This window comes from Enterovibrio norvegicus, from assembly GCF_002876705.1.
GTDB lineage: Bacteria > Pseudomonadota > Gammaproteobacteria > Enterobacterales > Vibrionaceae > Enterovibrio > Enterovibrio norvegicus_B.
Genome location: NZ_MDAG01000015.1, coordinates 72,450 through 83,827, shown reverse-complemented (window position 1 = coordinate 83,827; position 11,378 = coordinate 72,450). Strand labels below are relative to the sequence as shown.

The window sequence follows — 11,378 nt, the reverse complement described above, 5'->3', positions numbered from 1 at the left end:
CGAGAGTGCGAGAGTGCGAGCCAGTGTGTTTGGCTAGGGAATCCTGTCAAGCCTATAACGACAGACGCTTGCTCTCTCTTTATGCTTTGGCTTTTGTCTGCTCTCTTCTCGCCACTCGCAATCTCAACACTGCTTTTTCTGCTCGTTCCGCTTACACCGCCGCCATGTGCTCAATCATCAATTGCACGGTACGATTGCCGCGAAACTCATTCACATCAAGGCGATAAGCCAGATCAACAAGTTGAACGGACGGGTCAGGCCAACGGCGCACATCAATATTGAAGGCAATGCCATCAACCATTTGACCGCCCATCGCAGGCTCTAGCATCATTTTCAGGTGTTTTCCGCCCACCAGCTTCTGATGCAGGATTTTGAACTTGCCGTCGAAGAGCGGCTCTGGGAAACCTTGTCCCCACGGGCCGCCGCTACGAAGCACTTCCGCGACATCCAGCGAAATTTCTGTTGGCAACAGTTCACCATCAGACATCAGCACGCCTTTTAGCTCTTCTTCGCTGATCACCGATTTAACGGCGTCATCGAATAATCGAGAAAAACGCTCGAAATCCGCTTCGGCAATGGTTAAGCCTGCCGCCATCGCATGTCCACCGAATTTATGAATCAAACCAGGGTTTTGTGTATCAATTAAATCCAAGGTATCACGCATGTGCAGACCAACGATGGAGCGCGCTGAGCCTTTGATTGTGCCTTCGCCGCCATCCGCAAACGCAATAACAGGGCGGTGGAACTTATCTTTGATACGCGAAGCCACGATGCCGATAACACCTTGGTGCCATTCGCGTTGAAACAAGGCCAACCCACACGGCAGCTTCGTCTGTTCACCAAACTGCAAGCGCTCGCAAATCGCCATGGCTTCTTCTTTCATGCCTTGCTCTATGTCTTTGCGCGTTTGGTTTAGCGCATCCAGCTCACTCGCCATTTGGCGGGCGGCTGGCAAACTTTCACTGAGCAGCAATTCGACGCCAAATGACATGTCATCCAAGCGCCCTGCCGCATTGATACGAGGGCCAAGGGCAAAACCAAAATCGCTGGCAACCAGGGTTGTCATGTTGCGGTTGGCCACTTCGATCAACGCTTGAATACCAGGACGACATTTTCCAGCGCGAATCCGCATCAAGCCTTGGTGCACCAAAATACGGTTGTTGGTATCAAGCGCCACCACATCTGCGACGGTACCAAGCGCCACTAAATCCAGCACTTCTGCCAAATTAGGTTCAGGAATGTTCTTTTGCGTAAACCAGCCGATGTCACGCAAATGCGCACGCAACGCCAGCATCAAATAAAATGCCACGCCTACACCGGCGAGGGATTTCGATGGGAAACCACATTCGTTCAGATTCGGGTTCACCATGGCATCTGCATCGGGGAGCACATTGCCGGGTAAATGGTGATCGGTCACCACCACTTGAATGCCTTTGGCTTTTGCCGTTGCAACACCTTCAATCGATGACACACCGTTATCCACCGTCATGATCAATTCTGCGCCTTTTGCCGCAGCTTGCTCAACCACATCAGGGCTTAGGCCGTAACCGTCTTCAAAACGGTTGGGCACCAAATAATCCACGTTAAAACAGCCCAACATGCGCAGCGCTGTCACGGACAACGCGGAACTGGTCGCTCCGTCCGCATCAAAATCGCCCACAATGATGATTCGCTTACCGTCTGCAATAGCAGCAGTCAATATCGCCACTGCTTTATCCATGCCATGAAACTCATTAAAACCATGAAGGCCCTTGGCGCTGCGCTCTAATTCGCCTTCGCTGGTGACACCACGGTTAGCATAAATACGCTGAAGAAGCGGAGGAATAGACGCAGGGAATACGGCATCAGTCGCCGCATGGCGACGTTTAATTTCAATCATTGAACAGAACCTGTATCAGACGGCAAGAGCGCGGGCAAAGGCATGCGCAAGCAAAACTCTTTGCCATTCTACCGCTCGAAAAACAAAGCGAAACCCCTATCAAGGAATTGGAGGCTGAAACAACGAACCGTCGATGAATTGGGGATATTCAGAAACAAAAAAACGCAGGCGGGATACCTGCGTTTTCATTCGACTCTATTTACCACACATGCGTTTAATAGCGCATGTCGCTTGGATTAAGATTGCTTGGCTTTTTGCTCAAGCACTTGCAGCAGTTGTGGCGCAGGAAGGTAACCTGATAGCAGTGAGCCATCTTGAAGCAAAATCGCTGGCGTCCCCGTTACACCCACAGTGCTACCGAGCGCCATGTGGCTGCGGATCACGTCAGTACACTGATTTGATTCTTCATCAAAATTGCGCCCTTTCGCCAAATCCATCGCTTTCACTTTGTCATCCGCACACCAAATCGCACTCATTTGAGGGATGTTTGGCGAGCGCTCACCAGAGCGTGGGAATGCCAAGTAGCGCACGGTGATACCCGCATCGTTGTATTGCTTCATTTCACTGTGAAGCTTCATGCAGTAGCCGCACGTCGTATCAGTGAACACATTCACCACATACTTTTCGTCTTTCGCCGGGTAAACGATCAGCTCTTTCTCTACATTTGCCGCATCAAACACTGCTTTATTGCGTTTTGCGGTAGTAATATCGGTCAGGTTAATCGAATCGTTTTCTGTATTGTGGAACAGTTGGCCATAGAAAAAGTAAGACGCGTCTTTATTCGCGTAAAAGATGCCACCGTTTGTTACCACTTCATAAATGCCATCAACAGGCGATGCTTCAATACTTTCAACGTTCAGGCGGTATTTCGCCATCACACCGTTAATTGCCTCTTGGTTGGCCTCTTCTGCAGCTTGCGCACCCATAGACAACAGCGCCGAAGTAAACATAACGCCAGCTAGCAGTCGTTTGAATTTCATAGTGTTTTATCCTAACTGTTGCAAATAGCCTGCCTCTTGCAGACCAACTAACACTTTTTCAGACCGGAGAAAGGGGAAAAAGTCTCGGATCGACATAAAAAAAGTCGCGAAATTGCGCAACATTATGCCCGAGGATGGTGCTCTTGGTGTAACTGTTTTAAGCGCTCTGTTGCGACATGGGTATAGATTTGCGTGGTCGACAGGTCGCTGTGCCCCAACAACATTTGCACGACGCGCAGATCCGCTCCGTGATTCAGCAAGTGAGTCGCAAAAGCGTGGCGTAAAACGTGCGGCGATAGCAGTTCGCTGTCGATATTCGCCAATGCCGCATAGAACTTGATGCGATGCCAAAACGTTTGTCGGGTCATTTGGCGAGCGCGTCGGCTCGGAAAAAACACATCTGATGTTTTTTCACCCAGCAGTTGTGGCCGGCTGTAAGTCATAAATTGCTCTAACCAATCAATGGCCGTTTCCCCCATCGGCACCAAGCGCTCTTTACCGCCTTTACCGATCACACGCACCACACCTTGACGAAGGCTAACGTTTTCCGTGGTCAGGCTGATCAGTTCAGTGACACGCAACCCCGTGGCGTAAAGCAACTCCATCATGGCTTTGTCGCGCAGCTCCAACATGTCTTCCACATCGGGCGCATCCAACAAGGCTTCGATTTGTTCTTCGCTAAGATCTTTAGGCAGTCGTTTTGGCAGCTTAGGGCTAATTAACGTCGCACTCGGATCGTCTTCGCGTTGCTTTTCTCGGTACAAATATTGGAACAATCGACGTATCGCAGACAACATACGCGCGCGGCTGGTTTGTTTGTAATCTTGGTCAAACAACCAATGTTGATAATCCTGAAGGGTGGAGGTTTGTACTTTGGTTAAAGGTACGCCTTTCTCTTCCAACCAATGGCAAAGCTTCAACAGATCGTTGCGGTAAGACGCCAAGGTATTTTCAGATAACCCTCGCTCCATCCACATCGCGTCTAAAAACTGTTCGACCAAACTGGCGTTTTGTTCCACTATTCACTCACTTAACAATACATCTCGCTCAGTATCACGTTACCTCACATTGGTAATATTGCAATGTTTCCGCGTGCTTCAGCCTTCTTTCATTTCACTTAGTCTCACTAAATCAGACTGAAACAGGGGTAGAGAAGCCACCACAAGGCAGGTAAAATCTCGCCACGCGCAAAAGTAGGAAAAACAGAATGAAGATAGGTTTGTTTTACGGTTCAACCACCTGCTACACAGAGATGGCGGCGGAAAAAATCCGCGACATTTTAGGTGATGAACTGGTCGATATTCATAACATCAAAGACGTGCCTGTCAGCGAGATGAATCAATACGATCTTCTGTTACTGGGAATCTCTACGTGGGATTTCGGTGAGTTGCAGGAAGATTGGGAAGCAGTGTGGGCGCAGCTTGACGGCCTGAATCTCAGTGGGAAAGTCGCGGCACTGTTTGGCCTTGGCGATCAGGAAGGGTATGCGGAATGGTACTTGGATGCCATGGGCATGCTCCACGACCAGCTGCTTCCAACAGGATTGCATTTTGTTGGTTACTGGTCTGTCGATGGCTACACGTTCGATGCGTCAAAAGCGCTAACTGAGGATAAAACCCAATTTGTCGGCCTCGCATTGGATGAAGACAGTCAATACGATTTGAGCGACGAACGCATTGCTACCTGGTGTGAACAGGTACTCACTGAATATGCCGCCCTGCTATAAATAGCCATAAAAAAACCACCGCATGCGGTGGTTTTTTTGTCTCTCATTTCCAGGTTTCAGCAATGCCAGTTCCTACGCCAACGTCACCGAGAACACCTGAATACAAAAGCGCATAAGTCACAGATATCTGCTCCGTTACGCGTGCGAAGATTCGCTTTTCGCCTCACCAACAAAGCGCATTGCAATCAGTGCAATCACTGTTGGCATCAGCCACGCCATACCATATGTGAACAATGGCAAAACATTAAACAGTGACACATCAACGCCAAGAATTTTCGCCGCATCAATCAGTGCAAAAATCAGTGATACGCTCAGTACCACACGGTATGCCATCGCTGGGTTCGGCATGAAAGGACGAACAAACGTCAGGGCAATCAATGCAATAGCAACAGGGTATAGCGCGAACAATACGGGAACAGAAATCGCAATCAATTGTGTCAAACCAACGTTTGCAACCACAGCACAAGCAACAGACAGCACAACAACCCACTGGCGGTAGCTCAGTTTGTCCGTCAACGTGCTGAAGTAGTCAGAACACGCAGAGACCAGACCGATCACCGTGGTCAAACACGCCAGAATAATGATGGTAGACAGGATGATTTGACCTGCAGGACCAAACAACGCCAAAACATACGCTGCCAGAATTTCACCGCCGTTGCTGGCGCCACCCGCGACAGACGATGCGGTTGCACCCAAGTAGAACAAAGATACATAAACAAATGCCAAACCGCCTGCCGCAATGATGCCTGCGTAGATCAAGTATTTGCAGGTTTGCGATTCAGAGGTGATGCCCTTCTTGCGGATAACATCGACAATCAGCATACCGAACATCAGCGCCGCAAAGGTATCCATGGTGTTGTAACCTTCAAGGAAACCCGTTGTAAACGCTTGGTCAACGTACGCACCTTGTGCCGCAACGATGTCGCCTTGTGGATTAACCACAACCGCGATAGCAAGCACAGCCAGCGCAGCAAAAAGTGCAGGCGTAAGTAGCTTGCCAATGGTATCGATCAGCTTGCCTTGCGACAGCGAGAAGAACATCGCTATGGTAAAGAACACCACAGAGAACAAAGACAGCTCAAGTTGTCCTGCACCCGTCAAAAATGGCTTAAAGCCCATTTCATACGCGACAAGACCTGCACGTGGTGCCGCAAACGCAGGCCCGATAATGATGAAAATCAGTACAGCCATCAGTGTCGCCACAGACGTTGGCAGATCACGTGTCAGCCCTTTCCAACCACCACCAGCGAAGGCAACTGCAATGATACCAATCAAAGGCAGACCGACCGCGGTGATAAGAAAACCGAGCATGGCAGAAAATGTGTGCTCACCAGCAAGGAAGCCTGCTTGCGGTGGAAAAATGATGTTGCCTGCACCGAGGAAAAACGCGAAGGTCATAAACCCTAGCGCGAGTATGTCACTAACCTTTAAACTCTCTCTCACTTCATACTACCCTTGTGTGTTTGCCTAAGTTATCTGTAATCAACTGGTTAGTGTTTTAGTTGTTTTTACTAATCCATGCCGATTCAACAGAATAATGACGAAGTTTCATTAGTCAGACAATAGTGGATCGAAAATAGGATTAATAAACCAGTTTCACTAAATTAATCAGCATATAAAACCAAATTTAATATCGAGACTGGTTTATGAAGTAGGTTTTAAAAGGTTAAATTGTCAACATTTCAGCAACATATTTGTCTGTTATTTAATCGCGAGCAGTATTGCCGCCTGTGGAGTAAACGTGAGTAAAGGCTTCCAATTCAAACAATTTTCCATCGAAGACAACGGGTGCGGCATGCCAGTAAGTACCGATGGTGTACTGCTCGGCGCGTGGGCACATGTCGCCGAAGACGATGCAGTGTTGGACATTGGAACGGGCACTGGGCTTTTATCACTGATGCTGGCACAACGTGCGTTAAGTGCGACAATCATGGCTGTCGATATTGACCAACACGCCACGGAGACAGCGGCATTAAACGCGAGTGCATCACCATGGGCAGACAGAATCACTGTCGTCCAACAAGATGTCACTCACTGGGATATTCCGACTCAGTTCGACACCATCATTTGTAACCCACCCTATTTCAATTCAGGCGAACAGGCGAATGATGCACGACGCGCAACAGCTCGTCATACAGACACTCTTTCGCACACCATGTTATTAAAAGTGATAAAAGCGCGACTTTTACCCACCGGGCAGGCGCATTTGATCTTACCCTCAGTAGAAGCCGACAAACTTATTGCGTCGGCAGAGGCTTATCATCTGGTTTGCCAGCGGCTCACAGAAGTAAAAGCGACAGCCAATAAGCCAGTCACCCGAAAACTGATCACTTTGGCACCAAAAACGGCATTGTCGCCATCAATTTCAAGTAAAAAGATCTCGGTGCAACACCTTGTAATTCAAGACAAAGGTGCATACACCCAAGACTTTATTTCCTTAACGAAGGATTTTTACCTCAAGATGTGATGATCACGCTTGAAATTATCTCTATAATCCGACCCTTACTTTGAGTGGAGAACATAACGCGTGCGAACTTTTGCTGAATTAGAACTGGATCCTCAACTGCTATTAGCGCTGGATGAAATGGGCTTTGAGCGACCAACAGCAATCCAAGCTGACGTGATCCCTCATGGTATGGATGGCCGTGACATTATGGCGTCTGCCCCTACGGGCACAGGTAAAACGGCAGCGTTTTTGCTTCCAGTACTGCAACACCTGCTTGACTTCCCTCGTCAAAAACCCGGCCCAGCCCGTGTGCTGATCCTGACGCCAACACGTGAACTAGCGATTCAGGTTGCTGACCAAGCACGTGAGCTGTCAAAGCACACTGACCTCAAAGTGTTCACCATCACAGGCGGTATCTCTTACCAAGAGCACGCTGAAATCTTAGGGAAAACCCAAGACATCGTGGTAGCAACACCAGGCCGCTTGATGGAATACATTGATGCGGAACGTTTTGATTGCCGCGCCATTGAAAGCCTGATCCTTGATGAAGCTGACCGCATGCTAGACATGGGCTTTGGTAAAACAGTAGACCGTTTGTCAGATGAGTGTCGCTGGCGCAAACAAAGTATGCTGTTCTCAGCAACGCTTGAAGGTAAAGGCATTGAAGGGTTCAAAACGGCAATCTTAACCGATCCTGTCGAAGTCACCGTTGAGCCACCGCGCCGTGAGCGCAAGAAAATAACACAGTGGTACTACCGCTGTGACGACTTGAACCACAAGCACGAAGTGTTAAAGGCCATTTTGGCGCACCAAGCAGAACGCGCCATTATCTTCGTGAAAACACGCGATCGTCTTGCCGCTCTTCGTACCATGCTTGAGTCAGAACAAATCAAATGTGGTTGGTTACAAGGTGAAATGGCACAAGCGAAACGCAGCGCTGCGATCGAACGTTTCACCAATGGTGAAATCAATATCCTGCTGGCGACTGACGTTGCAGCTCGCGGTATTGACGTGCCTGACATCAGCCACGTGATCAACTATGACCTGCCACGTACTGCTGACGTGTACTTGCACCGTATTGGCCGTACTGCACGCGCAGGTAAGAAAGGCAGTGCCGTTTCTCTTGTTGAAGCCCACGATCAACCAATGATGGATCGTATTTGCCGCTACATGGAAGAAGACGTTAAAGAACGTTATGTTGAAGGCCTCAAGCCTTCGCACAAAAAACCGCTTTTCAAGAAGAAAAAGAAAAAGCTACCAACAAAAGTTGTTAAAGCTAAAGCGAAAAAGAAAGCAAAAAAAGCGGCGAAAAAAGCAAGCCAATTGCCCGCCTTATGAGCTTTGATGCTTATTAAGACCTAAGAAGGAGACGATTCGTCTCCTTTTTTATTTTTACTTCAATAACGTCAGCGAATTATTCTCTCCCCCTCCACACCCCCAACGCGCCCTCGACGACAGATCAGGCTCACAAAGCATCACAATAACAGCACAAAGCGTTAACAATATCGATCATTTTAAGACTATCCTGCTACCGAATTATAAAAACACAATTCCAACGCTTTGTCTTAGAGGGATCTTGTAATGCAATCTTTTGTAGATTTTTTGAACAATATAATTTGGAGCCCAGTCCTTATTTACTTGTGCTTAGGCGCAGGCTTATTTTATTCAATCGCCACACGTTTTGTTCAGGTTCGCCAGTTCAACGAAATGTGCCGTCTACTACTTTCAGGGAAAAGTTCAGACAAAGGTATTTCATCATTCCAGGCATTGGCCGTTTCACTGTCAGGTCGGGTCGGTACCGGTAATATTGCAGGTGTCGCCGCCGCTATTGGCTTTGGTGGACCCGGTGCCGTCTTCTGGATGTGGGTCGTGGCCTTTTTAGGCGCAGCCACCGCATACACAGAGTCGACACTGGCACAGATTTACAAAGAAGATGATAACGGCCAGTTCCGAGGTGGTCCGGCGTATTACATTGAGAAAGCCATGGGGCAAAAGTGGTACGCATGGATATTCGCCATCGCCACCATTTTCGCCTGTGGCGTGCTGCTACCGGGCGTGCAATCCAACAGCATAGGTAATGCCATTGAAGCTGCGTTTGGATCAGGCGAAATGATCGACACTGCCATTGGCACTATCAGCTTGGCGAAGATCATCACTGGCTCGATCATTTCAGTGCTGCTTGGCTTTATCATCTTTGGTGGTGTAAAGCGCATTGCGAGTTTCACGCAAGTCGTGGTGCCTTTCATGGCACTGGCTTACATCATTATTGCGTTTGTCATCATTCTATTGCACATCACTGAAATCCCAGCGATCGTTTCGATGATCATTGGCGATGCATTCACGCCAATGGCAGGCTTTGGTGCGGCTATCGGTTGGGGCGTAAAACGAGGTGTTTACTCCAATGAAGCAGGTCAAGGAACAGGTCCACACGCTGCAGCGGCTGCAAACGTTCAGCATCCGGCCCAACAAGGCTTGGTTCAATCGTTCTCTATATACATCGATACGCTGCTTGTCTGTTCTGCCACGGCCTTCATGATTCTCATCACTGGCGCGTACAACGTACACGGCATTGGCGATGCGTATATCGTGCAAAACGTAGCAGCAGAAATCGCGGCTAACGGCCCTGTATTCACACAACTTGCTATCGAGAGCACCATGCCAGGCTGGGGTAAACCGTTCATTGCCATTGCATTGTTCTTCTTCGCCTTCACCACCATTTTGGCTTACTACTACATCGCAGAAACCAACATTGCTTATATCCGCCGCAGCGTGAAGGTACCTGGAATGATGTTCGCGCTAAAGCTCGTGCTGATGACTGCGGTATTCTACGGCACTGTCAAAGCTGCAAACCTAGCTTGGGCCATGGGTGACGTAGGTGTCGGCTTAATGGCATGGCTAAACATTGTCGGCATTCTCACCATCTTCTTCTTGGGCAGACCAGCGTTGAAAGCGCTGAAAGACTATGAACGCCAACAGAAAGAAGGCGTAGAGAAATACACTTTCGATCCAGTGAAACTCGGCATCAAAAATGCGGATTACTGGGAACGTCGCTTCGCGCGTGAGCAAGGGAAAAGCACAGCGCAGAACAACGCTGATGAAACGCCTAACAAACCGGTTAATCCAACGGCGTAATATCGATGAATGTTACCAGTAGCAGGTGCGTTAACTGCGCCTTGCTACTGCTTAACGAAAACCATCCCGAAACAAAAAAAGGTTAGCCTAGGCTAACCTTTTTTTAACTGGCTTTTACTACATAAAAAAGATACTTAATAGCCGATAATATACTTCGTTCTTATTACTGAGTTTAGAATTTTATGAGTAAAAATCGCAATAAAAACCGAAGATATAATAACAAAAGCAAAAACTAAAAAATATTTAAACACATCAACGGTTGGGATCTGAAGTTCAAATGGCAAGCGCTTTAATATGGTCAAGACCCAAGGATGGAGAAAATAAATAGCAAAACTAACATCTGAAACATAGTCAACACACTTATTTTTAAAACTTAGCGCATCAAGGAGGTAATACAAAGACGTCGCCATGAATATTTTTTGAATAAACATAATATCAACCCCACCATATTGGAAAAGTGGTTTTATATAATTACCCTGATGACCAACACTATACTGGTATATAGCTAATAGAACTGTCAAAGCCATAAGTATCAAACCACGAGAAAGACTGTTCCTAGTCAAAACCTCTCTGTTTTTTGAAAAAAGAATACCCAGTAAATAAAATGGCGTGAAATATATTAACATTTGGAATGGGTTAATGTTACCCATCGAGCGATGTACAAAAAGTGACACTATGGAAAAAAGTAAAAATATAGCAATCTGCTTATTCATTGATAGCAAACCATACTTCCGATGCAATGGGGCACAAACAAAAAGTAATATTGCAAAAGGAATATACCAATAGGCAGTCAACATCCTTCCAGTTAAGTAATACTTAACTATAGTAATAAATGATGAATCGCTCGATGAGAAAAAACGTGTATCCGAGTCATAAAAATTTTCAGAAAAGTAGCCATTATTAGTGATAAATAATAGTGCTATCGCTAACGTTGATAAAAATAGGTATGGTGAAAAAACACGTTCCAATTTGGATTTTATAAATTTCTTATAATTATAATTCCTCATAAAAACATGATGAAACATAAATCCAGAAATAAAGACAAAAAGTGCTGTAGAGTTACTTAGCAAATTTTTGATCACTGATAAATATCCAGTGGTGTTTTCTAACCCATAAGGATAGACGTGAACCGACACTATCATCATTATTGCAAGTGCTCGGTAATTACTTATTGACTGTAAAAACATTATTCTGTCGATTCCTTTCACCCATAAA

9 protein-coding genes are annotated in these 11,378 nt (G+C 47.0%); 4 read left to right on the top strand and 5 right to left on the bottom strand.

Features of this window, described 5'->3' with window-relative positions:
- Nucleotides 1-151 precede the first annotated feature (151 nt).
- The 3 genes from recJ to xerD all read right to left on the bottom strand — a co-directional run bounded on the left by recJ (nt 152) and on the right by xerD (nt 3,878).
- Nucleotides 152-1,879: a single-stranded-DNA-specific exonuclease RecJ gene (gene recJ, locus BCT27_RS11150; protein ID WP_102317439.1), complete on the bottom strand. Its 1,728-nt coding sequence runs from the start codon at nt 1,877-1,879 to the stop codon at nt 152-154.
- Between the two features lie 236 nt (nt 1,880-2,115).
- Nucleotides 2,116-2,859 carry a thioredoxin fold domain-containing protein gene (locus tag BCT27_RS11145; protein ID WP_017009129.1) on the bottom strand — a complete coding sequence of 248 codons (744 nt, stop codon included), beginning with the start codon at nt 2,857-2,859 and terminating at the stop codon, nt 2,116-2,118.
- 122 nt (nt 2,860-2,981) lie between these two features.
- Entirely contained in the window at nt 2,982-3,878 is an 897-nt protein-coding gene (gene xerD, locus BCT27_RS11140; protein WP_102317437.1) for a site-specific tyrosine recombinase XerD, read from the bottom strand.
- Between the two features lie 188 nt (nt 3,879-4,066).
- On the opposite strand from xerD, the gene fldB reads away from it, so the two are divergent.
- The gene (gene fldB / locus BCT27_RS11135; protein WP_017013282.1) at nt 4,067-4,585 is read left to right on the top strand and encodes a flavodoxin FldB; all 519 of its coding nucleotides are present in this window, start codon (nt 4,067-4,069) and stop codon (nt 4,583-4,585) included.
- A gap of 135 nt (nt 4,586-4,720) precedes the next feature.
- On the opposite strand, the gene brnQ is transcribed toward fldB, so the two are convergent.
- Nucleotides 4,721-6,028 carry a branched-chain amino acid transport system II carrier protein gene (gene brnQ, locus BCT27_RS11130; RefSeq protein ID WP_102395836.1) on the bottom strand — a complete coding sequence of 436 codons (1,308 nt, stop codon included), beginning with the start codon at nt 6,026-6,028 and terminating at the stop codon, nt 4,721-4,723.
- A gap of 298 nt (nt 6,029-6,326) precedes the next feature.
- Here brnQ and BCT27_RS11125 point away from each other — a divergent pair, with 298 nt between their 5' ends.
- From BCT27_RS11125 to BCT27_RS11115, 3 genes are all read left to right on the top strand, one after another.
- Nucleotides 6,327-7,052, top strand: a complete 726-nt coding sequence (locus BCT27_RS11125; protein WP_102395835.1) for a tRNA1(Val) (adenine(37)-N6)-methyltransferase — start codon at nt 6,327-6,329, stop codon at nt 7,050-7,052.
- 60 nt (nt 7,053-7,112) lie between these two features.
- Complete coding sequence (gene srmB, locus BCT27_RS11120) at nt 7,113-8,369, top strand: ATP-dependent RNA helicase SrmB (protein ID WP_102395834.1); 1,257 nt, start codon at nt 7,113-7,115, stop codon at nt 8,367-8,369.
- Between the two features lie 243 nt (nt 8,370-8,612).
- Nucleotides 8,613-10,163 (top strand): alanine/glycine:cation symporter family protein, encoded by a 1,551-nt coding sequence (locus BCT27_RS11115; protein WP_102395833.1) that lies wholly within the window; start codon nt 8,613-8,615, stop codon nt 10,161-10,163.
- Nucleotides 10,164-10,297: 134 nt separating this feature from the next.
- On the opposite strand, the gene BCT27_RS11110 is transcribed toward BCT27_RS11115, so the two are convergent.
- Complete coding sequence (locus BCT27_RS11110; protein ID WP_241908557.1) at nt 10,298-11,371, bottom strand: acyltransferase family protein; 1,074 nt, start codon at nt 11,369-11,371, stop codon at nt 10,298-10,300.
- Between the last annotated feature and the right edge of the window lie 7 nt (nt 11,372-11,378).